The 25,258-nt window shown below is 36.9% G+C and carries 26 protein-coding genes; 19 read left to right on the top strand and 7 right to left on the bottom strand.

Annotated elements, in window-relative coordinates; genetic code table 11:
- The 6 genes from AC3WLU_RS13375 to AC3WLU_RS13350 all read left to right on the top strand — a co-directional run.
- Window positions 1-236: hypothetical protein (locus AC3WLU_RS13375; protein WP_492597377.1), on the top strand; the 236-nt coding region annotated here is incomplete at its 5' end.
- 122 nt (window positions 237-358) lie between these two features.
- A complete protein-coding gene (gene speB, locus AC3WLU_RS13370; protein WP_230134736.1) occupies window positions 359-1,297 on the top strand; it encodes an agmatinase in 939 nt (312 codons plus the stop codon).
- A 55-nt stretch (window positions 1,298-1,352) separates the two neighbouring features.
- Window positions 1,353-2,720 carry an APC family permease gene (locus AC3WLU_RS13365; RefSeq protein WP_492597376.1) on the top strand — a complete coding sequence of 456 codons (1,368 nt, stop codon included), beginning with the start codon at window positions 1,353-1,355 and terminating at the stop codon, window positions 2,718-2,720.
- 43 nt (window positions 2,721-2,763) lie between these two features.
- Window positions 2,764-4,407 carry an amidohydrolase gene (locus AC3WLU_RS13360; protein ID WP_492597375.1) on the top strand — a complete coding sequence of 548 codons (1,644 nt, stop codon included), beginning with the start codon at window positions 2,764-2,766 and terminating at the stop codon, window positions 4,405-4,407.
- Between the two features lie 111 nt (window positions 4,408-4,518).
- Window positions 4,519-5,097, top strand: a complete 579-nt coding sequence (locus AC3WLU_RS13355; protein WP_063574937.1) for a TetR/AcrR family transcriptional regulator — start codon at window positions 4,519-4,521, stop codon at window positions 5,095-5,097.
- Window positions 5,098-5,599: 502 nt separating this feature from the next.
- A complete protein-coding gene (locus AC3WLU_RS13350) occupies window positions 5,600-6,094 on the top strand; it encodes a DinB family protein (protein ID WP_057279083.1) in 495 nt (164 codons plus the stop codon).
- 830 nt (window positions 6,095-6,924) lie between these two features.
- On the opposite strand, the gene AC3WLU_RS13345 is transcribed toward AC3WLU_RS13350, so the two are convergent.
- Both AC3WLU_RS13345 and AC3WLU_RS13340 read right to left on the bottom strand, forming a co-directional pair.
- Window positions 6,925-7,455: a PadR family transcriptional regulator gene (locus AC3WLU_RS13345; protein WP_413004251.1), complete on the bottom strand. Its 531-nt coding sequence runs from the start codon at window positions 7,453-7,455 to the stop codon at window positions 6,925-6,927.
- Between the two features lie 46 nt (window positions 7,456-7,501).
- A complete protein-coding gene (locus AC3WLU_RS13340; RefSeq protein ID WP_492597374.1) occupies window positions 7,502-8,683 on the bottom strand; it encodes a YhgE/Pip domain-containing protein in 1,182 nt (393 codons plus the stop codon).
- Between the two features lie 385 nt (window positions 8,684-9,068).
- Here AC3WLU_RS13340 and AC3WLU_RS13335 point away from each other — a divergent pair, with 385 nt between their 5' ends.
- Both AC3WLU_RS13335 and AC3WLU_RS13330 read left to right on the top strand, forming a co-directional pair.
- Window positions 9,069-9,512, top strand: coding sequence for a cell wall hydrolase (locus AC3WLU_RS13335; RefSeq protein ID WP_063574939.1), 444 nt, complete (start codon window positions 9,069-9,071; stop codon window positions 9,510-9,512).
- A gap of 123 nt (window positions 9,513-9,635) precedes the next feature.
- A complete protein-coding gene (locus AC3WLU_RS13330) occupies window positions 9,636-9,821 on the top strand; it encodes a hypothetical protein (protein WP_231892155.1) in 186 nt (61 codons plus the stop codon).
- Between the two features lie 115 nt (window positions 9,822-9,936).
- On the opposite strand, the gene AC3WLU_RS13325 is transcribed toward AC3WLU_RS13330, so the two are convergent.
- Window positions 9,937-10,299, bottom strand: coding sequence for a hypothetical protein (locus tag AC3WLU_RS13325; protein WP_268564211.1), 363 nt, complete (start codon window positions 10,297-10,299; stop codon window positions 9,937-9,939).
- 452 nt (window positions 10,300-10,751) lie between these two features.
- Entirely contained in the window at window positions 10,752-11,402 is a 651-nt protein-coding gene (locus AC3WLU_RS13320) for a DUF1796 family putative cysteine peptidase (protein WP_492597373.1), read from the bottom strand.
- A 526-nt stretch (window positions 11,403-11,928) separates the two neighbouring features.
- Here AC3WLU_RS13320 and AC3WLU_RS13315 point away from each other — a divergent pair.
- The 8 genes from AC3WLU_RS13315 to AC3WLU_RS13280 all read left to right on the top strand — a co-directional run bounded on the left by AC3WLU_RS13315 (window position 11,929) and on the right by AC3WLU_RS13280 (window position 18,474).
- Window positions 11,929-12,561: a metallophosphoesterase gene (locus tag AC3WLU_RS13315; RefSeq protein WP_492597372.1), complete on the top strand. Its 633-nt coding sequence runs from the start codon at window positions 11,929-11,931 to the stop codon at window positions 12,559-12,561.
- Window positions 12,507-13,520, top strand: coding sequence for a bifunctional metallophosphatase/5'-nucleotidase (locus AC3WLU_RS13310; RefSeq protein WP_492597371.1), 1,014 nt, complete (start codon window positions 12,507-12,509; stop codon window positions 13,518-13,520). The genes AC3WLU_RS13315 and AC3WLU_RS13310 overlap by 55 nt, the downstream gene beginning before the upstream one ends.
- Before the next feature lie 209 nt (window positions 13,521-13,729).
- Entirely contained in the window at window positions 13,730-14,077 is a 348-nt protein-coding gene (locus AC3WLU_RS13305) for a VOC family protein (RefSeq protein WP_034310877.1), read from the top strand.
- A gap of 34 nt (window positions 14,078-14,111) precedes the next feature.
- A complete protein-coding gene (locus tag AC3WLU_RS13300; protein WP_492597370.1) occupies window positions 14,112-14,552 on the top strand; it encodes an SRPBCC domain-containing protein in 441 nt (146 codons plus the stop codon).
- 182 nt (window positions 14,553-14,734) lie between these two features.
- Window positions 14,735-15,442 (top strand): cytochrome c biogenesis CcdA family protein, encoded by a 708-nt coding sequence (locus AC3WLU_RS13295; protein ID WP_413004264.1) that lies wholly within the window; start codon window positions 14,735-14,737, stop codon window positions 15,440-15,442.
- A gap of 247 nt (window positions 15,443-15,689) precedes the next feature.
- Window positions 15,690-16,829, top strand: coding sequence for an FtsW/RodA/SpoVE family cell cycle protein (locus tag AC3WLU_RS13290; protein ID WP_063574945.1), 1,140 nt, complete (start codon window positions 15,690-15,692; stop codon window positions 16,827-16,829).
- 223 nt (window positions 16,830-17,052) lie between these two features.
- The gene (locus AC3WLU_RS13285) at window positions 17,053-17,553 is read left to right on the top strand and encodes a DinB family protein (RefSeq protein WP_063574946.1); all 501 of its coding nucleotides are present in this window, start codon (window positions 17,053-17,055) and stop codon (window positions 17,551-17,553) included.
- A 276-nt stretch (window positions 17,554-17,829) separates the two neighbouring features.
- On the top strand, window positions 17,830-18,474 hold the full coding sequence (locus tag AC3WLU_RS13280) for a YczE/YyaS/YitT family protein (protein ID WP_427526846.1): 645 nt from the start codon (window positions 17,830-17,832) through the stop codon (window positions 18,472-18,474).
- A gap of 706 nt (window positions 18,475-19,180) precedes the next feature.
- Here the strand turns inward: AC3WLU_RS13280 and AC3WLU_RS13275 are convergent.
- Genes AC3WLU_RS13275 through AC3WLU_RS13265 form a run of 3 tightly spaced genes read right to left on the bottom strand, consistent with a single transcriptional unit; the run spans window position 19,181 to window position 21,950 of the window.
- Window positions 19,181-20,272 carry an NAD(P)H-dependent flavin oxidoreductase gene (locus AC3WLU_RS13275; protein ID WP_440438732.1) on the bottom strand — a complete coding sequence of 364 codons (1,092 nt, stop codon included), beginning with the start codon at window positions 20,270-20,272 and terminating at the stop codon, window positions 19,181-19,183.
- A 45-nt stretch (window positions 20,273-20,317) separates the two neighbouring features.
- Complete coding sequence (locus tag AC3WLU_RS13270) at window positions 20,318-21,514, bottom strand: YbfB/YjiJ family MFS transporter (RefSeq protein WP_492597369.1); 1,197 nt, start codon at window positions 21,512-21,514, stop codon at window positions 20,318-20,320.
- A 46-nt stretch (window positions 21,515-21,560) separates the two neighbouring features.
- Window positions 21,561-21,950 carry a tautomerase family protein gene (locus AC3WLU_RS13265; RefSeq protein ID WP_413004270.1) on the bottom strand — a complete coding sequence of 130 codons (390 nt, stop codon included), beginning with the start codon at window positions 21,948-21,950 and terminating at the stop codon, window positions 21,561-21,563.
- Between the two features lie 167 nt (window positions 21,951-22,117).
- Between AC3WLU_RS13265 and AC3WLU_RS13260 the strand changes: the two genes are divergently transcribed.
- The 3 genes from AC3WLU_RS13260 (at window position 22,118) to AC3WLU_RS13250 (ending at window position 24,935) form a co-directional block, all read left to right on the top strand.
- Window positions 22,118-23,008 carry a LysR family transcriptional regulator gene (locus AC3WLU_RS13260; protein WP_492597368.1) on the top strand — a complete coding sequence of 297 codons (891 nt, stop codon included), beginning with the start codon at window positions 22,118-22,120 and terminating at the stop codon, window positions 23,006-23,008.
- Window positions 23,009-23,485: 477 nt separating this feature from the next.
- Window positions 23,486-24,100, top strand: coding sequence for an undecaprenyl-diphosphatase (locus AC3WLU_RS13255; RefSeq protein WP_492597367.1), 615 nt, complete (start codon window positions 23,486-23,488; stop codon window positions 24,098-24,100).
- 394 nt (window positions 24,101-24,494) lie between these two features.
- Window positions 24,495-24,935, top strand: coding sequence for a cell wall hydrolase (locus AC3WLU_RS13250; RefSeq protein WP_057279073.1), 441 nt, complete (start codon window positions 24,495-24,497; stop codon window positions 24,933-24,935).
- Window positions 24,936-25,258: the final 323 nt, after the last annotated feature.

Below are 25,258 nucleotides of genomic sequence, written 5' to 3'. Positions count from 1 at the left end.
GGTTTTTTACAGTAATCCTTAATGGATGGAGGAAATTTGCGACACTCCTGCCGAAATACTGGCTAGTCGAGACCCCACAGTCGCTTGTGTCGAGGAGGCTTGGCAGGCAGTCCGCGGAAAGGGAGCGTATTTCCGGAATCACTGAACATTTTTTTAGACAAATCGACTTGAAAAATAGTTTGACTTTTTTAACAATTGTGTTTATATTTGGTTTAATACTAACTACCGTTAGTTAATATAGTGCGAAAAAGTAGGTGTTAGACATAAAAAGTAATTCAATGAATCATGGTTTGTAAGCGATTACACATTGTATTTGTAAATCATATCAAAAGACTTTTAAAACCAGGAGATGATAATTATGAAATATCCACTTACACCAGATGTAAAGCCAGAGTTTTGTACAACAGGGACTTTTATGCGTTTACCTTCTCAAAAGCATGATGCAAAGCTGGCAATTGTAGGTATGCCTTTTGATACAGCAGCGTCTTTTCGGGTAGGAGCCAGGTTTGCTCCCCAAGCCATTCGCCAATCATCCATGACCCTGTTTCCCTATCATCCGATTCATAATGTATATCCTTTTGAACAAATGAACGCCATTGATATTGGCGATATCCCTGTTATTCCCCATAATATTCATCGAAGCTATGAGCTAATGAAGGAATCCATTCATGAATTGATGTCCAAAGGGGTCATACCGATTGGATTAGGGGGAGACCATTCTGTTACTTTAGCTAGTTTACGAGCTGCGGCAAAGGTATATGGACCAGTAGCCATGATTCATTTTGATTCCCATACAGATACCTGGGATACATATTATGAGGAAAAATATTGGCACGGATCTCCTTTCATTCGTGCCCACGAAGAAGGTTTACTGCAGGAAGATAAAGTGTTTCAAATAGGAATCCGCGGCACGCTAAACCACTCTGGAGATTTACAGGCAAGCCTCGATTTAGGTTATCGCCTGATTACAACTGGTGAACTTTCCAATCGTGGATTTGAAGATGTTTTGAAAGAGATTAGAAAAACGATTGGTAACACCCCTTGTTTCTTGACATTTGATATAGATTTCGTTGATCCTTCTTTTGCCCCAGGAACAGGTACACCTGAAATTGGTGGTTTTAGCAGCTATGATACATTAAAAATGATACGTTCCCTAACTGGATTTAACTTTATAGGATATGACGTTGTTGAAGTGCTGCCTTCATATGATCCAAGTCAAATCACTTCACTTTTAGCGGCAACACTTGTACATGAATTTGCCAGCCTGGCAGCATTAGGTGCGAAAGAAGATAATTAAATCACTTCAACTTAAAAACAGCCCATTTATTTAATAAAGGAGGCAGCTCTTTGCGATGAAAGGATTACCCGAGCTTAAGCGTTCACTGAATACAAGATATGTAATTGTATTTGGACTTTCCTTTATGGCGCCTGTGACAGTCTTTAGCACATATGGCATCGCTATTGATCGTACCCATGGAATGATTCCGACAGCATACATAATCGCGTTAATTGTCATGCTATTCACTTCATATAGTTACGCAAAAATGGTTCAGGTATATCCCACTACCGGGTCAGCTTATACCTTTGTGCAGAAAGGTATCAATTCACACCTTGGTTTCCTGGTAGGATGGGTGATTTTATTGGATTATCTATTCAGTCCTATGATCAGCGCTTTACTTTTTGGGGTTATGGTGAATGCTTACTTCCCTGGTATTCCTATCGTTGCCGTTATCATTTCTTTTATCATTGCTGTGACAACGATTAATATTTTAGGAATTAAGGTCGCTGCAAATGTGAATACCTTTTTGGTGATATTTCAATTTCTTTTTATCATGATCTTCAGCCTGCTTTGCATAAATGGACTTTTATCAGGAAAAGGCACAGGGGAGTTGTTTTCTAAAGATCCTTTTTTTAGTCCAGACGTGAATATTAATAATCTGCTTTCGATTGTACCTTTATTATGTTTTAGTTTTCTTGGGTTTGATGCGGTTACTACACTTGCAGAAGAGACCAAAAATCCGAAAAAAACACTTCCTAAAGCTATTTATGCTACGACATTGATCGGAGGGTTATTATTTGTTGCAGCTACCTATTTTGCACAATCGATTTTCCCGAATTTCAATGCTTTTAAGAACCCTGATACAGCTATAGTCGATATCATGATTTATACCGGGGGTAATTTTCTGAATAGTTTGTTTGTTTCTGTCGTAGTGACATCCGCTACTGCTTCTGCGATAGCTTCAGGAGGCAGCGGAGCCCGGATTTTATATGCAATGGGGAGAGATAATGTTCTGCCTAAGCGGATTTTCGGATATGTTTCCCCAAAATTTCAAACGCCCATATTCAATATCTTGATCATAGCTTGTATTGCAATGAGCGCCGTATTTTTGGATATCGCAACGGCTACCTCTTTCATTAATTTTGGGGCACTGTTTGCTTTTACTTTCGTTAATCTTGCAGTGCTTATCCATTATTTTGTGAGACAGAAGCAGAGATCTCCTAAAAGTATCATTTTATATTTCCTTCTTCCCTTAATAGGCACCGGCATAACTATATGGTTTATGACAAAGTTGGATATCCATTCATTAGTATTAGGAATCACATGGATGACAGTAGGGTTCATTTACTTATTGTACTTAACAAAAATGTTTAAGGAACGTCCTCCTGAACTGAATTTTGCAGAGCAAAAAGAAGAATTCGATGTGAAACTCGTGCAATGATCAGTTCCTGTTTTATTATTTTGAATGAAAAGAGGTAAACTCCATGACTATTAAAAAAGCGGATATTGTCCTTTCCAGTGATGCTATTTTCACAGGGCTTACACATGAGCCAACGTCTGGGGCAATAGCTATCTTAGGTGACAAAATTTTGAGTGTAGGATCAAAAGCAGAGATTGAACCTTTTATAGGAAGTGGTACAAAAGTATTTAACTATGGAAATCAATTGATTATGCCTGGATTTCATGATTTTCATCTCCACATTATGTTCAGTGCACTAAGTTTAACTAGTATTAATTTATTTGAAGCCAGGTCAGCTAAAGAAGTGGCTGCAAAAGTACTGGAGTTTTCTAAAGAATGTCCTGAGGAAGGATGGATTATCGGCATGCAATGGGATGCAGGTTATTGGCATGATAAACAAGAGCCCCATTATAGAATTCTTGACGCTGTCATTCCAGATCGTCCTGTCGTTCTTTTTCATGCTGAAGGTCATTATACATGGGTGAACAGTAAGGCCATGGAATTAGCAGGAGTTACTGAGGAAATACGTGATCCGGATTTTGGTCGCTATGAAAGAGATAAGAATGGTTTACTTACTGGAATTTTATATGAAGAAGCCCAGCAAATCGTTTTAAAAGAGGCATTACGGTTAACACAAAATAAAAAAGAAACGATATTAAAAGAGTTTTTACGATTGTTATCGCAATATGGAATTACTTCTGTAAACGATTTGTTTGCGCCAATAGATGACTTCCTTCAAGACTATGATCTTTTTGAGAAATTGGATAAGCAAGGAGAATTAACGACTAGATTTCATATCACTCCTGAATTGGATGGCAATTTGGACAAAGCTCAAATACTGAGAAATAAATATGTATCAAAGAAACTGCAATTCTCAGGATTAAAGCAATTCGTTGATGGAACAGTCACGGGCCATACCGCTTACTTCCTGAAACCTTACTCCGATCAATTGGATATTTGCGGTCATCCAGCTCTAGATCCAGAAGTTTTGATCGATCGAGTTGTTAAAGCGGATGAACTCGGATTTAGAATCAGGTTTCACGCTATTGGAGATGCGGCAATTCGTTTAGCTTTAGACGCTTTTGAAGAAGCTGTACGCAAGAATGGAAAAAGAGACTCAAGGCATACAATCGAGCATATTGAAGTAATTGATTCGGATGACATTGAACGTTTTTCAAAACTGGGGGTCATTGCCTCGATGCAGCCTGATCACATGGCTGCTTCATCAAGAGAGGTATATACTTCAATAATAGGTCCTGAAAGGGAAAAAAATGTGTTCCTGACGAAGTCGCTATTAAATACAGGTGCATCTTTAGCTTTAGGAACAGACTTTCCGGTTTCCATCTCATTAAATCCAATGCGGCAAATATATACTGCGATTACTAGAGTGGATAGTAGCGGAGATCCACAAAACACATGGCATCCTGGACAAAAACTCACTTTGGCAGAGGCATTGCAAGCATATACCTATGGCTCAGCCCATGGATGTTTCAGGGAGCACGAGCTAGGTACATTAGAAGAGGGGAAACTTGCTGACCTTGTGGTTTTAGACAGAAATCTATTTGATATTCCAGAAAGTGAAGTGCTCGAAACTAAAGTGGAACTAACAATAAACGATGGGAAAGTTGTGTATAAAAGCGAAGAAACTTCTTTATCAAGCATATTCTAATTCTTATCTTTTAGAGAAAGAACCATGTTCCAAGGTGTTAAATATTTAGTTTAAAAAAGGAAATGAGTTTATAATGAAATTAACTGACGTTGGATAGTTTGGAGGCTCATTATGACAAAAAATGAAATAAAAAACATTTCCTTATCACTTTTTACCAAGTACGGATACGAGGGAACTGCTTTATCTGAAATTGCCAAGAGGGTAGGTATACAAAAACCCTCAATCTATAACCATTTCAAAAATAAGGATGACCTATTCTTGTGTCTGTTTGAAGAAATCCTGGAAGAGCATATACACCAGGTCGAACAATTTGTCGAAGAGATAAATACCCTCTCTTCTGAAGAAAAGCTAAAGCACATCCTTCTAGATACTTGTAACTATTATAAAAACCATGAAGATAAAGCAACATTTTTAAAGAGGGCAATGATTTTCCCGCCGGAGCATTTGAAGCACATCTTAAATGAAAGTTTCCTTAGATCTGAAGAATCATTTTCCGCTATCTTACATGCTATCTTTGTCGAAGGAATAGACAAAAAAGAAATACGCCAAGGGAAAATCGAGAACTTAATCATGTCCTATTTTTGTTTGATCGATGGGATATTCATGGAATTTTCTTATTATGGTAAAGAGAATATGGAACCTAGAATTCAAAATATATGGGAAAATTTTTGGTATGGACTAAGTGGATGATACGTTCAAAAAGTTCATGCTCTAAAAACGATCAAATCGGACTACTTATCTGCTCATTCCGATTAAGTCTGTGAGGGTCTGTACAGTGATTCGTTGATTGGAACGTAGGGCACTCGCTTTCCGCGGGCGGTCCGGGAAGCCTCCTCGGCGCCTATGCGCCTGTGGGGTCTCCCCCTGGACACGCTTCTCCCGCAGGAGTCTCGCGCCTAAAATCTAAGTTTCTTCCAATACCCTGAAATTGGTAAAGTCCCATTAAACATATAAAAGATAACTTTACGATTACTAAAATGGTCAGTTGTTCTTTCTCAGTCAACACAACTTATGATAAACTGATATTATCAGAATTTTCCAAATAACGGAACGTTCATTGTTCCGTTGAAGGGCCAGTTTAATTGAACAAGGAATTGGCATGACACCTTGGCTAGTTATCTAAAACACGTCGCAAATGAATGTTGACCAAAGGGATTATCTATTAAAGGGATTAAATTGGAGGGAATGGAAAATGGATGTAAAGACCCTTTTATTACAACAATGGGCAAGCTGCTTAGATGAAGAAGACTGGTTTCCACCACTTGAAAAAGTGCTAGAGGATATTACTTTTGAACAGGCAATTTGGAAACCAGCTGATGGGGCAATGAATTCCATTTGGGAATTAGTTTGTCATTTACTTTTCTATGAAAAGAGATTTCTGATGCGGTTTCTTGGTGAAACAGAGAATGAACCACAGGCAGAAAATAATGACTCTACATTTCGATTACCAACTGAGACGTTAGAAAATTGGAAAGAAACAAAACAAGAATACTTTTATGTTCATCGCGAACTTGGAAAAGTACTAGCAAAATCAGAACACGAAGATTTGTATAGACAGGTCCCGGGAGAAGATAATTCATTAGTGCTTGAATTGAAGAGTTTAGCCATGCACGACGCATATCATATTGGGCAAATTGTATTCCTTAGTAAAATGCAAGGAGCTTGGCCAGAGAAACGCAGCTTTTAAAAATGCTTCATTAGCTTACAATGATTTGATTATAGGGAGCTTTAATGAAAAAGAACGGGAACGTCCAAATCGGACGTTCCCGTATTTTATCCTACTTTTTTTTAGAGAAGAAGCCCTCATTGGATGGAGGAAATATGCGACACTCCGCCGAATAACCGGCTAGCCGAGACCCCGCAGACGCTTGCGTCGAGGAGGCTTGGCAGACAGTCGGCGGAAAGGGAGCGGGTTTCTGAAATCAACTCGAACGTTTTGAGGGGGAGTAAATCTGATCGTTGATTGGAACGGAGGGCACTCGCTTTCCGCGGGCGGTCCGCCCTCGGCAAGGCCTGCGGGGTCTCCCTTGGCCACGCTTTTCCCGCAGGAGTCTCGTACCTTACGTTCCAATCAACTGGAACGTTTTTTTAAATAAAAACTGCAGGCTGGTCTATTCCGAACCAAGTTTAGTTTATTCTTTGAATTTTTCTCCTGTACTCCTTATTGGATGGAAGAAATATGCGACACTCCTGCCGAATAACTGGCTAGCCGAGACCCCACAGACGCTTGCGTCGAGGAGGCTTGGCAGACAGTCGGCGGAAAGGGAACGGATTTCTGAAATCAACTGGAACGTTTTTTTAAATAAAAACTGCAGGCTGGTCTATTCCGAACCAAGTTTAGTTTATTCTTTAAATTTTTCTCCTGTACTCTTCATTGGATGGAAGAAATATGCGACACTCCGCCGAATAACCGGCTAGCCGAGACCCCGCAGACGCTTGCGTCGAGGAGGCTTTGTAGACAGTCGGCGGAAAGGGAGCGGATTTCTGAAATCAACTCGAATTTGCCTGCAAGTAAACTCACAATTCCTTTGTCTTAATCCTTTTGATTAACTCTTCAAACCAAGATATTGTGTGATCTGTCCTGGTCGAAAAATAACCCTCTAAAAATTCACGAATATTCTCGTTGCCTTTAGGTTCTGGCTCGAAATTCTCAAGCTGCTCCCAAATAGCCTTGATGGACTTTACTTTTCTTTCTAATATATCTACTACTTTATCCCGGTCCACATACTTGATGTTGGCTAAACCGACAATCATATCCTTGATTTCATCCGCATTTTCAAATAATTTATAGATTTTTTTTGGTAGTTCTTCGCGACCTTTATCCGTAATCGCAAATACCTGTTTATCAGGCCGATGTTCTTCTTTTATCACTTCAACCGGCTCGACTAAACCTTGTTTCACCAATGATTCAAAATGGTAGTACAGTTTACTTTCCGTTAATCCGCCCAGGCGATCCAATGGTATGGGTTCTGAAAGCTGCTTTTTTAATTTATAAGGATAATTTTTATCCTCCATCAGCTTGCTCAATATAAAAATTTGAATAGACATTTTCTACGCTCCTTTAAGAAGTATTATCTCCTTATTGTAGCAAAACCTAAGCTGTGATTTCCGCCGCTTTCTTTTCAACTTCTGTTTCAGAAACTTGTACTGGCATCGGTTTGTGTAAAAACGCGACAATAGCCATGTTAATTAACATCGCAGCGGCACCTACCGCAGCCATTGACCAAATATACGGACTTGGACTGATGCTGCCAAATAGGTTTGCAAAGTATGCTTGCACCGAGTAATACATCGGTGAAATGTGGCTCATCCATTCATATGGTGCGTGCATCATATCACGTGTGATGGTGGCACCATTCGCTATTGTTTGCATTAATAAAATCGGTAAGTTTAAAATCATGCCGCCTTCACCAAATAAGAAGATTAAAATCGCGGTGAAATTAAAACATACCATATAATTCAGTATTTGTTGACCTACTATACCGAAGAATAGGTCACCGCTTGGCTTGTCAATTAAATAGGCTACACCTACAGCGATGATTGATGAAACCACGGCAATCAATAATGCAGCCATTTGCACATAAGCGAATAACCGTGTTTTGCTTGCTTTTCCCCGGCTGGCTCTAAATGCACCTACCAATTGCATGGCCCCGATCATTGCCCCTACATAACCGGCCATTGTTAAGAACATCGGCAGCATATTATGATTCATGCCATCAGGTATTTCGTTGATTGTAACGACATTTCCTACATAGGATTTCTCAATCTTTTCCGCTAATTCAGCAGCTTGCTTTTCTGGTACATTAAAGTTCATCAATACGCCCTGAGCTGTTTGTTGCGAGAATTGTGTGCTTAACTGATTGTTAATTTCAGTTACGACAGAATTCATGGTAGAAGAAACGACTGTTGCCCCTGCCTCATTGATTGTAAAGTCGATGCTTGATGACGCTTCACCTTTTTGAATATTTTCAGAGAAAGTTTTTGGGATGTGTACGACTAATGCTAAATCATTGTGCTCCAAATCTTTTAAGGCTTGTTTATTTGATATATCCGTCTCGATTTCTTTAAAGGGTAAATTTTCTTGTAAATTTTTGGCGATCATTGCCCCATTTTTACCAGCATCATCATTGATGATGGCGATAGGTAATTTATCGACATTTCCTGGAATGGCTGTATACCCAGGCAAGAAGATGCCTAGCATGGCAACTGCATAGAAAATCCCCATAAAGATTGCTGCTGTTGCACCTCGTGTTTTTAAGAATGCAGTAAATTTCATATGTTGAATCCATCCTTTTGTTTTAAAGTATATTACTCAATTTTAAGTACTCGAGTTAGAGTAGTTTAAATGAAGTACTTAGAATTTTATTTTATTTTTTTCATAAAGTCAATCGGAAAATTTTATTCAAAAGAAAAACCCCCGAGATTTTGTTGGGGGGAATTTGTTATTTAGATTCCTTCGGCAACCTTGTGTGCAAAAAAAATCCTTCTCTGACTAGCATATAGGATCTTGATTTCATTCCATTAAGACACCCATTTTCTCGGTGTTACTAAACGAGTTTAATACAACCTACATTAAAGCCTCTACTGAAGGAGAGTGTCATTTTCACAAATGATGACATTAGTGCAGGCTGTTTTTCATACGATATATTTGGGGTGAAAAAATGCCAAGAGTAAGTTATCGAAGTTCAGACGTGGATTTAATGGCAAGGATGATGAGAGCTGAAGCCGAAGGTGAAGGACTGCAAGGAATGTTGTATGTTGGAAATGTAATTGTTAATCGCCTTAAGGCAAATTGTTTAGACTTTAAAGAGTTAAGAACAATTCCACAAGTCATTTATCATGTACAAGGAGGAAATTATTCTTTTGAAGCTGTTCAAAAAGGGAATGTATTTTATCAAAGAGCGAGAACTGCTGAAAAAAGATTAGCAAAACAGAATTTGGATTATTGGAGGCAACACCCAGGGAAATATGCGCTTTGGTATTTTAATCCATATGCTCCATGCCCACCGACTTGGTACGATCAACCTTTTGCCGGTCAATTTAAAAATCATTGTTATTATGAACCAAAGCCTGGAACATGTGAAAGTGTTTATACAGGAGGTTAGGCCGTTATTTCATTTCAAGGAGCTGATTAGCAGCTCCTTTTTTTTAGGCAATATTCGGGCACTCCAACAAGGTTTTTTTGGTAAAATAAAGGGGGAAATGAGTTGTTGTTTGGGGGATTTTTAGTGAAGGCTATAATATTTTATATTGTTGGGGTATTCATTCTCTATATAGTTATTGAAACAGCGGTGAGAAGAGGAATTAACCATTCGAATTTAGGTGAATTTCTAGAAAAAAAGTATGGAGTGAAGGAAGGTAAAAAGTCTTTTCTTGATGATGATTTGGATAATGAAAATAAGGAGGATTATTAAAACAAGGGAGGTTGCTGCGGCAACCTTTTTTTTAGAGGGGAAGTTAATGTACAATCTTTCTTTATAAAACAAATTCAACAAGACAACAATGATAGCTCCTTGTCGGATAGCACACTTATTCAGCATCTTTCCGAGGGCGACGAAATTCGGCGTAGTAGACCTTTCTTTTTTTGGGTTCGGATTCAATATTTTCGATGAATGCTGCTTTGGTTTTCTCCAGTAACAACCCCTTTAATTCCCGAAGCTTCATTGGTCCCACTCCTGGCATCTTATCAGGAATATGTACTTCGAAATCTCCCTGGCGTTTATTAAAGCGGATGCTAGCAAGCCCCGTTCTTTCGGCTTTCCCCAAGGTATATGCAAATTCAAATCGCTGCTGAATGAATGAAGATAACTCAGGCAGCCCTAAACCTTCATAGAGGGGAGGGAATTCATGATAAACGGGAGGTTCTATGAATGATATTGAAGAAATCTTCAAATGGATACTCCTCCTTTGGCGGAATAAAGACATACATACGTTGCCTATATTATTGTGCTCTGGGCCAATTTTTTAAACATCCATACAGCGGTCTTGCTTTCCTGTAACCAGGAACTGTCCAGCTTTTTATTAGGGCTCCTCAGCACTTTTCCTCTACTGCAATATCAGCATATAAAACACGATCGTTATAAATTCTTAAATTAATTGGGTGCAATAGCCATTAATTTTCAGTGTGCACGATGAGGAAAGGAACTTTTCATTTTGCATAGGAATTCGAAATTATTTAATAAAAAAAGGCTCTTTTCGTAAAGATTGTTGTTTTTAAAACGAAACTATTTAAGGTTGATTGGAGCACCTGGAGGGGAAATCAACCACAACTCACTACCTGGTAAATCGCAACAAAGTATGGGAGAACAGCCTAAAAAAAAAGCCAGGAAACCCTGCCTTTATGTTTAATTCGTTAAAGTTATTCCTTGTAAAACATGATCCCAAATGGCATTATCACTGGGATTACTGCGAGGAACATGTACAAAGCAAATCCCATCATGGGGCCAGTTCATATCTTTAACTTCTGTTAAACCACCATCTACTGGCTGCATGATCAACAGGGTAAACTTACCCGTTGTAAGTTGAGATAAAATAGATTGTAATTCGATAATATCTTCATAGTTCGCCGTTGACCACTCATATCTGATGAATAATGTATTTTTACTTTGCTGGATTTTTGTAAGGAAATTTTGGATGCGGTGATTCAGCTTATTTTTAAATGCTGGATATTGAACTGTCCAATCTTGATTTGGTATCTTCGGAAAATCATGGACGGAATCTATCTTATAGTGGCTATCATGAATAAAATGTGCTTTTGATGGTTGAGTACCCCCTGGTTCAAGAACAACATTTCCTTCATCAACAAAATGAGCGAGTATATCTTTCTCATGCATATTTTCTAACTCCATATATCCCTCAAATTTATTCTTTAATAATCTATTTACTTCAGGGAGGAAAGCAGATTGAACCCAATCCAAAGGAAATGAATTCCTTCTTAAATCATACCTCTTTGTATGGAGGGCAGGTCCGCACCAGCTGCCCAAACCAGCGATCAATTCATAAGATCCTTTTATCTCCGATAACTTCAAATAATCACTCCTCTGCTTTTTAATATTCTATAACAGAGCCAGTCTATTTGATTGGACAATTTATAAATGTGTGTAAATAAGATGTCAACTTAAATAAATAGGTTATAAGGTTTCTACGGAAGCCTTTTTTTCATTGTTGAACAATAGGAGTAAGATACCAAACTTTCCTTTTGCCGAAGGCTAATTTGTAAAGTATTGTACTTAAACTAAAGGGCACTTTATTTTTGAACACCTGGAACTGGTCGGCAATTCCTTTATTTATTGGATCAGCTATTTTAGAACAAATAATGGAAGGGAAATGGGAGCCTTTCTAAACAACACAGTTGCTGGTTGTCTGAATGTTTAGCCTTATGAGTTTTTTAAAAAAGATATGCATGTACGGGGTTCATTTAATAATTATTATATAAAACATAACAAAAAATCACGGTCCCTTTATACGGATATAAAACTCTAGAGTTATTCTTAATTTACATCTAGAGGGAGGGATCCGAAGTTGTCAAAATTTCAGGCGGCCATAACTTCTTTGTTCATCTTGGTATTTATCATCATTTTCGTAACTTATAAAATCACAGCATTCTCATCCAATCATTCCTCAACGAATCATTCCACATCCAACCGCTACATTCAACTACAATTATTAGGCGTTAATGATTTTCACGGCCAACTAAACAAATATCAAATGGTTTCAGGAAACATGGCAGGCGGTGCTGAATACTTGGCTGCCTATTTAAAAAAATATAAACAAGAAAACACAAATACATTACTCGTTCATGCTGGCGATATGGTAGGAGGAAGCCCTCCAATCTCTTCTCAATTTCAAGACGAACCCACGATCGAATTTTTAAACCTCCTGCATTTTGATGTCGGGACACCTGGAAATCATGAATTGGACGAAGGCGTAAATGAAATGAAACGTCTTATTCATGGGGGATTCAATAAAAAAACAGGGTATTTTCAAGGTGCCAATACTGCTTACAGTTCTGCAAATATCATCGACAGAAAGTCGGGCATTCCCTTGTTACCACCGTATGTTATTAAACAAATGGAGGAATTGATATTGGATTTATCGGTGTGGTCACAAAAGAGACCAACATGTATGTGTCCCCTGAAAATCCAAAAGAAGTAGAAATTACGGATGAAGTTTCAGCTATTAACCGAACCGTAAAGCTTTTAAAGGAAAAAGGGATCAAAGTGATTGTTGTACTGGCACATAATTCAGCTAAATCAGATAAGGCAGGAGCAAATTCCAATGGGTCTTTAGTGGAGATGGCTCCAAAAATCGATGATGAGGTCGATGTCATTTTTGCGGGTCACAGCCATGAATATGCCAATACGGTTGCAGCCGGTAAACTGATCGTTCAAGCCTATTCTAATGGGAAAGCCTTTTCTCAAGTAAAGCTTGAAATTGATCCGCATTCTAAAATGATTGTTAAGAAACAAGCAAAGATCGTTGCCACTTCACATCACCATATAAAACCGGATAAAGAAACGGTTGCCCTTCTAGATAAATATAGAAAAAGATTGGGGTGCAATTTTAATCAGGTAATAGGGGAAATGCCGGAAGAAATCAGACGAAATCAAGATGCAAATGGTGAATCCCCATTAGCGAAAATGATTGCAGAATCTAAGCGCGAAGCCATGGGGGTAGATATAGCTTTTGTCCATCAAGGCGAAATGCGGAAAAGTTTAAAAAAAGGGAAGATCACTGTAGAAGACCTTTATACAAACGTGCCTATGGGGCATAATGTCAGTAAGTTAATTTTAACAGGAGAGCAGATAAAACTTGCTTTAGAGCAGCAGTGGACGAAAGATCATGAAAATAGGTTACAAACGGTTGGCTTAACGTATGATTGGGAAGCCAAAGCTCCAATTGGCAGCCGCGTCGTTGTGCTGAAAGACAAGAAGGGTCAAGAGATTCAGCCAAGCAACGAATATGAAGTAGCGGTTAGTAATTATTTAGCTTCAGGCGGTGATAACTTCACTGCATTTGAACAAGGCAGACTCGTAGAATCCGGTCCGCAAGTTGTCACTGCACTTATACGTCATATCCAACAGGAGTATCCCTCCCATTCATTGAAAGAATGAAGGGGAAACATAACGGGTGCGTTTCTGTATTAAGCAGGAACGCCTTTTCCCTAATGTAAGCAGGTTAGTCCAATTTGCCTTCATCTTAGGGGAAATATAGTAATGAACTAGAGGGGCAGTATAGTTGAAGAAGGAACTTGAAATGTAAATCTCGAATATCTAATGTAATCGGTAGATGAAAATTGGATGACAGACAGGAGTTAGATACGATGATAAAAGGTTTCGGAGGAATATTTTGGAGAACTAAGAATCTTGAATCTGTAAAAAAGTGGTACAGTGAAGTGCTGAAGCTTGAAATAGAAAATTGGAATGGGACTGTGATAAAACCGCAATTAGGAAATGAGACGATCTTTTCTTTCTTTACCGAGAATGACAGTTATTTTCCAACAGAACAACAAGTGATGTTAAATTTCGAAGTACATAATCTAAACGAGACTATTAAGCATCTTGAACATATTGGTGTCCCTCTTGCAAAGAAAAAAGAGATTAGTGAATTTGGAAAGTTCATTTGGATTGAAGATCCTGAAGGTCGACTAATCGAGCTCTGGGAGAAATAACAAGTTGTCATTCACTTGAAAGGAGTTCTACTAGATGACCGAACAGCTAATTGTAAGAGATGAGATACTCATTGAAGCAAATTCTCAGAAAGTCTGGGAAGTGCTTACTAAACCCAAGTACGTTGCAGAATGGGATGAACTACCAGAAAATTATCCTAATGAAGATATGACCGAGGGAAGTAAGGTGATTTGGGAGCTTCCTAATGGTGGGCAGTCAATCACTAAAATCATTAGAGCAGTTGTACAGAAAGAATTAAAAATCGCTTTGAACGTTTCAAATTGGGAAGTAAAGCCGAATGAAGGTGATGTCGCATATAATTATCAATTAAAAGAAAAAGGCGATAGTACTCTGCTAAAAATCAAGATTGGTGATTTCTCCCTGATTAAAGACGGAAAAATGTATTATGATGCATCTGTGGAATTTGCCTCTGATTCTAAACAAATAATTAAGAAGTTATCCGAAAATCTTGGCTGATTATTTATTATAATGATTGAGACACACCTGGATTTCCTTCATGAACTCACGGGTGCTTTAATTCATAAGGAGTTGCTTCGGCAGCTCTTTTTCTTATGGAGCTAAAGGCAGAATAGTTCAACAAGGGTATGTGTATATATGGTAAAGTTATACAAGGAAAGCGGAAATGGGAGGAAATAAGATTGGGAGACTTAAATATTCTTTTATCTTTTGGTGCAGGGATACTATCTTTTATATCTCCTTGCTGTTTACCCTTATACCCGGCGTTTTTATCTTATATTACAGGATTATCGATAAGTGAATTAAAAGAAGATAATAAAAAATTAAACTGCAAACCAATGCTTCATACCTTATATTTTTTGATCGGTTTTTCTATTATCTTTGTAATATTAGGGTTATCCACTTCTGTTATTTACGATCTATTTTATGAATATATTGATTTAATTAGACAAGTAGGGGCAATTTTGATAATTATTTTTGGTTTAATGATTGTTGGGGTTTTTCAACCTAAATTCTTGATGATGGACAGAAAAATAAATTTTAAAAATCGCCCATCTGGTTATATAGGTTCTATTTTAATTGGGATAGGATATGCTGCTGGTTGGACTCCTTGCATTGGTCCCATATTAGGTGCCATCGTAACCCTTGGTTTATCGACTGGACAAGGTTTATTATACATGATTGCTTATATTCTTGGGTTTTCCATACCTTTCTTAACAATGTCATTTTTTATAGGGAAATCAGGATGGATAAAAAAATATAACCACAAAATAACTCAATTTGGTGGCTATATAACAATTATTATGGGGATTGTCTTATTTTTTGATTGGATGACCAAGATTACCACTTTTTTAACAAATAATGTATTTGGTGGCTTTACGGGTTTCTAATGCTTATAGAACTAATGGGTGCTTTACTTCAATAAGGGGGTGTGCTAATGAATTACTCGTATACTTTTAATTACTTTTCATGAAATAATATGTAAATGTGGAAATGATACTGAAAAAAATCGTATAACAAAAAAAGATAACATTTTAAGCCTTTTTTAATTGGTTATCCTCCATGCTTTTAGTTAAAAAAATTACATTTTCAGTAAAATTAAGTTGAGTTATAAGATAATGTTTACAAGGGGAAAAAATGAAAAATTCAAAGTTGGATTACAACCTGATTACACTTTTGCTTTTACTATTTATAACAAGTTGTATAGCTATATTAAATGCTCAAGATTTTGGTCAATATGAAGGGAATTTTTTATTTAGACAAATAACCTGGTATATCGTGGGGATCGGGATAATTGCAGGAATTATGTATTTAGATTCTGAACAGATCTTTCGCTTGAATTGGTTTATATACTCATTTAGCATCATTCTATTAATCGCGTTAATTTTGGCACCTGAATCCATAGCTCGTGAAATAAATGGAGCCAAAAGCTGGTTTCAACTTCCGGGAATCGGATCACTGCAACCAGCTGAATTCACAAAAATATCTTTAATAATTTGTTTAAGTTTCTTAGTGCAAAAACATCATGAGAAATATCTAGATAAATCTTTAAAAACAGATTTGTTACTGTTAATTAAGATGGGAGCTGCTACAGCTCTTCCTATACTTTTAATTATGCTACAACCAGATTTAGGTACGTCTTTAGTATTAATATGTATTTTTACAGGGATTTTTATTATTTCGGGAATATCATGGAAAATTATCAGTGTTATTTTTATTATCATTTCCTTAATTTCTGGCATTCTTATATACTTAGTCTTTTTTAACCCTGAAATGCTTCAATCAATGGGTTTCGCAACCTATCAATTAGGAAGAATTTATGCTTGGATCGATCCAGAATCTTATGCATCAGGTGAAGGCTATAATCTGACCAAAGCATTATTAGCCATTGGTTCAGGAGGGGTATATGGTTATCTGGAAAAGGGTATATATGTTCCAGAAGCACATACGGATTTTATATTTAGCGTTATTTCTTCTAAATATGGTTTCTTTGGAGCTAGTATTTTAGTAACAATTTATTTTCTCCTTATTTCGAGTATAGTCAAGTTGGCTCTAGACGTAAAAAATAGTTTTGAATCTTACATATGCACCGGTGTTACTTCCATGATTTTTTTCCATGTTTTTGAGAATATCGGGATGAATATAGGCCTGGTACCCATAACAGGAATACCATTACCTTTTATAAGTTATGGAGGAAGCTCATTAATTGGTAATATGTTAGCGATGGGGTTAGTCTTTTCAATAAGCTATCGAAAAAAAACCTTTATGTTTGATTAAGATGGCTAAAAACCCCAGGATTAATTAAGAAAGCTATTTATTAGACGGTAAAACCGTCTTTTTTTATGTCTAATCTTTGTCAACTCAATAAAGTCTTATGCAACTAAAGGGACAGGTTAGTTGAAGTAGGTATTTTATAATTGAAAATTGAATAATTAGTTATATATACAAAAAATATAAAAGTTTTAGACTTTGAGTTAAATAATATAATGGAGGAATTAAATTGAGTGAACTTAAACTAATTAATACTTACAAAAACGAGCTTCAAAATTACTCTTTGGAACAGCTAAGATATAAATCTGAAGAAACGGTTTGGTCTATTGGGCAAATGTATGACCATTTAATCCTTGTTGCCCATGAGTATCTCGATAATATGGATACATGTTTCACCTTAAATGATGAACAACCCCTTGGGAAAACGGAGTTTGGTAAGCATTTATATAAGATTGGAAGGTTTCCGCCAATTAAAATTAAATTACCGGATGAACTAAATACTCCACCTAATAATTCAGATAGCAAGGAGGATCTTATCAGCAGAATGGATCAAGTAATTCTAAGGTTAAGCCAATGGGCATCGAAAGTCGATAATATAAACCCAAATTATAAAGTCGAGCATGGAGGGTTCGGATGGCTGAATGCAAGGGAATGGTATGATTTGGTTGGTATGCATTTTCGTCATCACTTGCGCCAAAAAGATGAGTTAGAACAAAGGCTTGTTAAATGACGGGTGATTAAGGATAGGATTGTTTTGGCGAGCCTGTTTTCTTATTCAAATAACGGGTGCGTTAGCTCAAAATCGGAACTGTCTTTAAGACAGCTTTTTTTATGCAACTAACGGGGCAGGATAGTTGCATAAGAAATAACCTACCATCCTTAGGTACGTCTTTATGTGCTTCACTGTTAATCATTTGGTAACAACTTTTGATTTGCATAGATCATCTTGTTCATTTAACCTGCTTCATCTATAGTAGATGGATATAAAAGGTGTAGAGGTGAAGAGATGTCATTGCGGCTATTACGGTATTTTATTTTTTTTCTTGGATTAACTTTCTTTGGATTAGGGAATGCGATTGCGGTGAATGTTCAATCCTTGGGGCTCCATCCTTGGGAGGTTTTAAACGTCGCCCTGTTCGAGAGGTTCGGTTTCACAATAGGAACGTGGAGTGTCATGTGTGGTTTAGTACTTGTGTTGATCGTCTTTGTCGTGGATAGGAAGTATATTAATATTGGTACCTTTCTAAATGCTTTGTCAATTGGCCCGATCATGGATTTCTTTTTGCATCTCAACATTCTTCCTCATGAAACGGAGCATTGGTGGTTGAATATACTCATATTGTTGACGGGTATCATCATAACCGGAATTGGCGGAGGGATATATGTGGCTGCGGGAATTGGGGCAGGTCCCAGGGATGGTTTCATGCTTTCCGTTTCGGAAAAAACCGGATTATCGGTCAGTTGGGCAAGAATCGTTGTCGAGAGCATCATCTTGATTATCGGTTTCATCCTTGGAGGTCCAGTGTTTATTATGACGTTTGCATATACCTTTATTCAAAGCCCGGTCTTTCAGTTTTCCATGAAGCGGATGCGTTCCTTTATCGTTAGTTTGGAGCAGAAGCGAAAGGATCAATTTGAGATTCCGTTATAATGGGAAGGAGGATGTCCTTTGGTCACCTCTTTTCGTGCTCTATTCCACTAACGGGTACATTACCTGGACTTACAGTGTGTTTGATGATAATTTATTTAAACGCTTTTAACACATATAGCACCGACCATTTGTGACGGTGCTATAATAAAGTTTTTTTAAATGATTGTTTGAAAGAATAGAACATTTTGTTTGTACTAAAGGATCCTATTCTTTCTTTCATTTTGAATAATTCGTTTGAACGAATTTATTGTAGCGAAATGCATGCCTTCATGATATAAACATTAACTGAGAAATTTTTCAACTGTTAATAATGTGAGACCTGTTGAAGTAGTAAACGGCTTCTCTATAACTTCTTTTAACCGAAATTCCAATTTTTGTTCGATCTGTACACTTGTTTCTCCAGTGATTGTATAGTTCGCTAATCATTGGTAGTACTTTTTCTCCCCAATTGGTTGGTTTAGTACCAGTAATGATTAAATCGAAAATGTCTTTCTGTATTGTAATTCTTTCATTAATACTATTAAAAACGAACTTTTCTTGTACAACAAATATATGTCCTAGATTTCATTTAATATTATTAGTGAATCCTTCAGGAATGAAAAGTGATGACTCGTCATTAATTTCGGATACGCAACTAATTGTATTTTCTCGAACAAATCTCAATTGTTTAAAGATGTAGTTTTTCTTTTTTTATGCTTATATGAGTTCACTTTGGAGAAAATGATTGTTTATTTATATTCTCGGCTTCTGCAAGAATATTTTTAATTAATATTTCAACGGTTTGACTTTTTGCTAATCTTGGACTCTGTCCAGACCAGAGTGACATGAAATCCTGATTATTTTGTCCACTGCACGTTTTTCTAATTACTTGAGTTAAAAGGTTTTGAACAGGAAAATCGGGTACAGCCAATTCATGCTCTAGCATATCTTCAATAAATTTGTTTTTAATACCTCTTGCCCATTTACCAGAAAAGGCACGAGTAAAGGTTGTCTGGTCTTCATCAGCATTCAAAATGGCTTCTTTATGTACCTTATGTGCCCCACTTTCGATACAAGTCAAGAAAGCTGTACCCATTTGTATACCTTGTGCTCCTAAGCAGAGTGAAGCCATTAATCCTCTTCCATCCATAATTCCTCCAGCAGCAATAACAGGTATGCTTACATTGTCAACAACCTGTGGTATAAGTGACATTAAACCAACTAGGCTCTCCTGATGACCATCAATAAAGTTCCCGCGGTGCCCACCAGCTTCACTGCCCTGTATAACAACCATATCCATTCCTGCTTTTTCATTTTCAACGGCTTCCCTTACAGTTGTAGCTGTCCCTATAAGAGTAATGTTGTGCTGTTTTAATTTATCTATCACTTCCTTAGGAGGAATACCAAATGTAAAGGAACAAATAGATATATTCTCTTCAATGACAACATTAACTTGTTCAATAAAGCTTTCAAAAATTTTGTTATATTCAGGAATATCAAAGCTGTCTGTTTGTTCTAAGTTTAATTGCTTACGGATAGTGTGTAATAGCTGGTTAGCTGAATGGACTGCTTCAGGCGTTACGTTAAACTCGTTTGGCACGAAAAGATTGATGCCAAAAGGGTTTGATGTTAACTGCTTAATTTCTCTAATCTGCTCTCTTGATTGTATGGGTGTCTGATAGCCTGCTCCAATCATTCCAAGGCCCCCATTATTGGATACCTCGGCTACTAAATTCGAAGTGGTGATCCCGCCGGCCATAGGAGCTTGTATAATAGGATTCTTAATCTTCAAATGCTTCATCATTTCATTATTTAACATCAATTAATCCCCCGATTTTGTATTTTAACCCCAATTAATTCTCTTCTATTTTTTGTATTGGACGGTTGAATTTCTTATGTTAGGGTTGTTCTCGAAATGAATCCCACTTAAAAGCAAAATTGCCCCAAAGAAGACAACACATGCTGCGCCAATAAAAGCAGCATTAAAATCATGTGTGAATGATGATAAGACTCCAGCAAGAGTTGGTCCTATCAACTGTCCTAAAGCATAAATAGCAGAAAGAATACCAATAGTCCGACTGCTATCAGATGGATTCATTTCTCGTCCCACTGTTGTAGCAAGGGTGGTGATACCCATAAAAGTGGCTCCAAATAATAAAGCACTTATGACAAAACTAGTTTTTGACATCCAAAAGACTGGCATCGCAATACCCAAGGATTGCAGAGCCATTGCAAGCACTAAAGATTTAATGTATCCCCACTTTTTAGCTAGTAAAGACCAAATGAGACAGGATGGAATCGCAGCCAATCCCACCATCATCCAAACTAAGGTGGCACCATTATGAAAGTATGAGGTCTTTTCAGCGATAGATACGATAAACGTTCCTGTAACAATGTAACCCAATCCTTCTAAACCATACGCAATAATCAACCATATAAGCCATTTAGTGGGGGGCACTTTTACAATAATATCTTGTTTATTTTTCTTCTTAACAACGTTGGGGGTTTCATCGAGCCAGATCCATACAAAGATAGCAAGGATTCCACCCACAACAGCTAGTCCTATCCATGTTCCTTCCCACCGAAATAAATGGTTTAAACTCGGAATCATTAGACTGGATAAAAAGATTCCCAAGCCTACTCCCCCATAAAACAACCCCGACCAACTGGTTTTTCTTATAGCCGCAAGTTTATCTAACACGATACCAGAGGCTAAGACCAAAACAAACGCACTGGCAACCCCTGATAGAAAGCGAAGTACATTCCATAGTAAATTAGAGTATGTGAGACCCATTAGGGAAGTGGTTAAGATACTGATGATAAGACTTACTCTTAATAAATTGGTTCTATACTTCTTAAACGGAATGGCACCAGCTAAAATTGCTCCAAGTAAATATCCTGCGTAATTACTAGATGCTATATAACCAGCTGTTGTATTTGATAAAGAAAGGTCTTTTTGCATAAGTGGAAGAATGGGAGTATATGCAAATCTTCCAATCCCCATTGCAATGATTAAAGAAAATATTCCCCCTATTAAAAAAAGATAAGTTTGCTTCTTCATAGATGCACCTCAATAAAATTGTCTATTATAACCATATCTTTTTTAGTTATAATGAACCTGTTAGAAACTGTGCTTCTCCTTGCCCAAAACTCCAATCAGCATCGCTGTTTTCTGTTATAGAAACAATCAAGTCTTGTGGAGAAATCCCACATTCTGATTCAAGTTTTAGTGCAAGGAGTGTGTATAATGTTTCTTTCTGTTTTTCAGTTCTTTTTTTACTAACAATACTAATAATTACTAAGTCTCTGCTCCTTTTAAACCCCAGTCCAGTATCCTCGATTATTAGCTCATGCGGTGGGTGCTGATGAACTATTTGATAACGATCACTTTCAGGCACTTGGAAAGCTTCCACCATCGCACGATGAGCTGAATCCAATAATTTTTTAAGAGTTTCCTCGTTTCTTCCTTCTACTAAGTCAAAACGTAATAATGGCATTTTGGTGTGTCTCCCCTCAAAAAGTAATGATGTCTTTAGAGTATCCAGTTAAATGTAGGATATTATAAGCATATCTTTTCTTTGCTATATGGTATAATACATAAAAATGATATTTGATATCACTTTTAACGATGGCTAAAAGGTATATTAACTAAGGAGAGATCATTTTGGATTTGCATACATTAAAAATTTTCCAGAGTGTTGCTAAGATGGGGAGTATTTCTCAAGCAGCAAGGGAACTTCAATATGCACAGTCAAATATCACGATGAAAATACAGCAGTTGGAATCGGATCTTCAAACAACTCTTTTTTATAGACATAATCGTGGCACTGCATTAACTGACAAAGGAAGAATGTTGCTAACATATACAGAAAAAATATTCGATCTTATTGAAGAAACCAAAAGTATGATGAATGATGACCAAACACCTAGAGGTCCGTTAGTTATTGGTTCAATGGAAACAACCGCAGCAATTCGCTTACCAATCTTATTTTCAAAGTATCATAAAGACTTTCCAGAGGTTGATTTAACTTTAAAAACAGGTTCTACAGAACAAAGTATTCAAGCAGTTCTTCAGAATGAACTTGATGGAGCATTTGTATCTGGCCCTATTAATCATCCTGATCTCATTCAGAAAGAAGTATTCGAAGAGGAACTAATGCTTATCACAGATACAGTTCATCCTCCAATATCTTCTTCAATCAAAGAAATTCAAACAAGGACGTTGCTTGTATTTCATTCAGGATGTGCATATCGTGAAAAGTTTGAACAATGGTTATACCAAGAGAAGATGATACCCAATAAGATAATGGAATTTGGCACTATAGATGGAATCATCGGTTGTGTGGCAGCTGGTCTAGGTATAAGTATGCTTCCACAAAGTGTGATTACAAAGCATGTACAAGACGGAACCATTCGACAACACTCAATTCCGAATCTATACGGAAAAGTCAAAACAGTATTCATTTATCGAAAAGATAAGTATGTACCTGCGTCTTTAATTAAATTCATCAATATGATATGTGATGAGGAGGAATTGTTAGATAATAAAATTTAATTTAAGTGGGTAGATATTTTCTTCAATTTACAAAGATTGTGAAGGAATGTACTTAAAGTGCATTCGTTCTATAAAAGGCTGCCAATTGGCGGCTTTTTTTACAAAACAAAAAAGGAGCTATATAGCTCCTGGTAATTTCAGCCCTTGTTATAAATATCAAAAGGACGATGTCAACTTCCGTCATAATAAACATAGGCACAAATTGATCCCATTTCTCTTGCCAATCCGTTTGCTTCATTTCAAATTCAGTTACCCATCTGTTCGCCGCACTCAACAGGAGCCTATATAAATATTTCCATCAAGATAGTTTAAGGTGTGAATAGATAGTTTAATATAAATGGAGGATTAAACCGCCACGTTGATGATGGACTTTCTGTCTGAAAGATGTAAAATATAGGTTTAATTGAAGTTCATCTTATTTACATAATGGAGCATAATGAAGGTTTAAGTGATAATACAATCAGGAGGAATTTTTCAATGGCTTTGTCCGAAATGAATAGTAATTTGTTTAGAATGATTAATAATCTAGGTAAACAATACACGGATTTAAATCCTTTCTTTGTATTCATCGCTGAGTACATGATTTTTTTCTTAGTATTGGCAGTCCTGATGTTTTTGTTTTCTCGAAGTAATAAAAATAGAATCATGGTAATCTGTGCATTTATTGCATTAGTTATCTCAGAAATATTGGCGAAAATAGCAGGGCAATTCCACTCGAATTACCAACCTTTTGCTGAGTTGCCCAACGTTAATAAGTTAGTTGAAAAAGCAGTCAATAATTCATTTCCAAGCGACCATACGATCATATTTTTTTCATTTTGCATAACCTTCTGGTTGTTCAAAAGGGGTTGGGGATTTTTATGGGGAATTTTGGCCGTTCTTGTAGGCATTTCGCGAATTTGGGTAGGTGTCCATTATCCAGCAGATGTTCTTGTCGGAGCCATCATCAGTATCGTTACAGCGATGATCGTTTACAAAATTGTTCTTAAGTTAAGTCTGACCAAGAAATTTTTGAGAAATCAAGGGGTGGGCGAACAATCCATTCTATCTGCCCTATCCAAACAAAAGAAAGGTCAGTCAAAGGACTATTAAAAAAGGGTTAATAATATACAAATTAGCGAACCATATCGGTCATTGCTTCACTTGCATTTGTTGTTTTAAGTCTTGTTTCAAGAACCGAACGGAGCAGGACAAAAAATATGTATTTATCAAAAGCTGATTTACTTCTTGAAATGTAATAATTATTAAATAGTAAGTTTTAAACAACGGTTTTTCAAATAAAAGGTCGAAAGTATAACAAAAGGTTGCTAAGGCAGCCTTTTTCTTATGGAACAAAAGGGGCAGGTTAGTTGAATTAAGGGAAAAAAGAATGCAATAGTTTTCATTTTACCTAAAAGCTGTAAGTCATTATAACTAAGCATTTAAATTACATAAATAATGACATGACTGTAGGCTATTTTTCATACAATATTTTTGAGGTGGAAAAATGACAAGAGCAAAATACACAAGTTCAGACGTTGACTTAATGGCAAGGATGATGAGAGCAGAAGCCGAAGGTGAAGGAAGACTAGGAATGTTATTTGTTGGAAATGTAATTGTGAATCGTCTTGTAGCTAATTGTTTAGACTTTAAAGGTTTAAGAACAATTCCACAAGTCATTTATCAAGTACAAGGAGGAAATTATTCTTTTGAAGCTGTTCAAAAAGGGAATGTATTTTATCAAAGAGCGAGAGGTATTGAAAGAAGATTAGCAGAACAGAATTTGAAGCACTGGAGACAGCATCCGGCTAGATATGCTCTTTGGTATTTTAATCCATATGCTCCATGCCCTCCAACATGGTATGATCAACCACATACTGGTCAATTTAAAGACCATTGTTTTTATGAACCAAAGCCTGGAACATGTGATAGTGTTTATAGTGGTTAAGCTTACTCTTTGAGTAAGCTTTTTTACATATATAAAATATTTATACAAAATAAAATTTTTAGTAATAGTGTTATCTAAAAAAGTAAGATTGTGAATTATTGTACCTAAGCTAATGGGTGCGTTAGCTGAAGATCGGAGCTGTCTTTAAGGCAGCTTTTTCTTGTGTGCCAGGCATGGCAACTATCTAGGTGGTGAAAGTCCACTGTGGGGGTACATATCGACCAACTACTAAGGAAGCGCAAGGTACTTATCGTGAGGTAAGGGCTGGAGGAAGCGTGGAATAAAATCTTGGCTCGACGAACAGGAATCTGATACTAAGGCTC

Source organism: Peribacillus sp. FW305-BF15 (assembly GCF_058783805.1).
The sequence above is the reverse complement of the archived record's forward strand: the minus strand, read 5'-3'. Positions and strand labels throughout refer to the sequence as shown.

Coding starts and splice junctions, on each gene's coding strand:
- AC3WLU_RS13255 (WP_492597367.1), top strand. CDS start 23,486: ATGGCTTTGTCCGAAATGAATAGTAATTTGTTTAGAATGATTAATAAT.
- AC3WLU_RS13350 (WP_057279083.1), top strand. CDS start 5,600: ATGGATGTAAAGACCCTTTTATTACAACAATGGGCAAGCTGCTTAGAT.
- AC3WLU_RS13280 (WP_427526846.1), top strand. CDS start 17,830: ATGTCATTGCGGCTATTACGGTATTTTATTTTTTTTCTTGGATTAACT.
- AC3WLU_RS13270 (WP_492597369.1), bottom strand. CDS start 21,514: ATGAAGAAGCAAACTTATCTTTTTTTAATAGGGGGAATATTTTCTTTA.
- AC3WLU_RS13265 (WP_413004270.1), bottom strand. CDS start 21,950: ATGCCATTATTACGTTTTGACTTAGTAGAAGGAAGAAACGAGGAAACT.
- AC3WLU_RS13335 (WP_063574939.1), top strand. CDS start 9,069: ATGCCAAGAGTAAGTTATCGAAGTTCAGACGTGGATTTAATGGCAAGG.
- AC3WLU_RS13340 (WP_492597374.1), bottom strand. CDS start 8,683: ATGAAATTTACTGCATTCTTAAAAACACGAGGTGCAACAGCAGCAATC.
- AC3WLU_RS13365 (WP_492597376.1), top strand. CDS start 1,353: ATGAAAGGATTACCCGAGCTTAAGCGTTCACTGAATACAAGATATGTA.
- speB (WP_230134736.1), top strand. CDS start 359: ATGAAATATCCACTTACACCAGATGTAAAGCCAGAGTTTTGTACAACA.
- AC3WLU_RS13290 (WP_063574945.1), top strand. CDS start 15,690: ATGAAAAATTCAAAGTTGGATTACAACCTGATTACACTTTTGCTTTTA.
- AC3WLU_RS13355 (WP_063574937.1), top strand. CDS start 4,519: ATGACAAAAAATGAAATAAAAAACATTTCCTTATCACTTTTTACCAAG.
- AC3WLU_RS13360 (WP_492597375.1), top strand. CDS start 2,764: ATGACTATTAAAAAAGCGGATATTGTCCTTTCCAGTGATGCTATTTTC.
- AC3WLU_RS13305 (WP_034310877.1), top strand. CDS start 13,730: ATGATAAAAGGTTTCGGAGGAATATTTTGGAGAACTAAGAATCTTGAA.
- AC3WLU_RS13250 (WP_057279073.1), top strand. CDS start 24,495: ATGACAAGAGCAAAATACACAAGTTCAGACGTTGACTTAATGGCAAGG.
- AC3WLU_RS13345 (WP_413004251.1), bottom strand. CDS start 7,455: ATGTCTATTCAAATTTTTATATTGAGCAAGCTGATGGAGGATAAAAAT.
- AC3WLU_RS13300 (WP_492597370.1), top strand. CDS start 14,112: ATGACCGAACAGCTAATTGTAAGAGATGAGATACTCATTGAAGCAAAT.
- AC3WLU_RS13275 (WP_440438732.1), bottom strand. CDS start 20,272: ATGTTAAATAATGAAATGATGAAGCATTTGAAGATTAAGAATCCTATT.